This window comes from Pseudoalteromonas sp. GW168-MNA-CIBAN-0100 (genome assembly GCF_040309225.1).
Taxonomy (GTDB): Bacteria; Pseudomonadota; Gammaproteobacteria; order Enterobacterales; family Alteromonadaceae; genus Pseudoalteromonas; species Pseudoalteromonas arctica.
In genome coordinates this window covers 1-280 of the sequence record NZ_JBEOOL010000472.1, presented here as the reverse complement: position 1 = coordinate 280, position 280 = coordinate 1, and the positions used below count along the sequence as shown (strand labels likewise).

Annotated in this window: 1 protein-coding gene; it reads right to left on the bottom strand. The window is 36.4% G+C overall.

The window, feature by feature from the left end:
- Positions 1-280, bottom strand: a 280-nt coding sequence (locus AAEY62_RS22010; RefSeq protein WP_502935545.1) for a tRNA 2-thiocytidine biosynthesis protein TtcA, incomplete at both ends; no start/stop codon positions are given.

Genomic DNA, 280 nt, shown 5'->3' with positions numbered 1-280 from the left:
ATATGTATCTTTATCAATGATGTAGTAATCAATACCTTTTTGTTCAAGGTAATTAGGTAGTATATGTTCAGGAAAACCAGGTTGCTTTTGATCAAGGTTTACAGCTATAACGTCGAACTTGATTGGAGCAACACGTTTTAGGTGTAATAGCGTATCTAACATCACGAAAGAGTCTTTGCCGCCACTAAGTCCGCAGACAATTTTGTCGTTTTCCTCAATCATATTGTAATCAAAGATGGCTTTTCCAGTGAGGTGGCGGATTTTATTTTCTAGTTTGTTG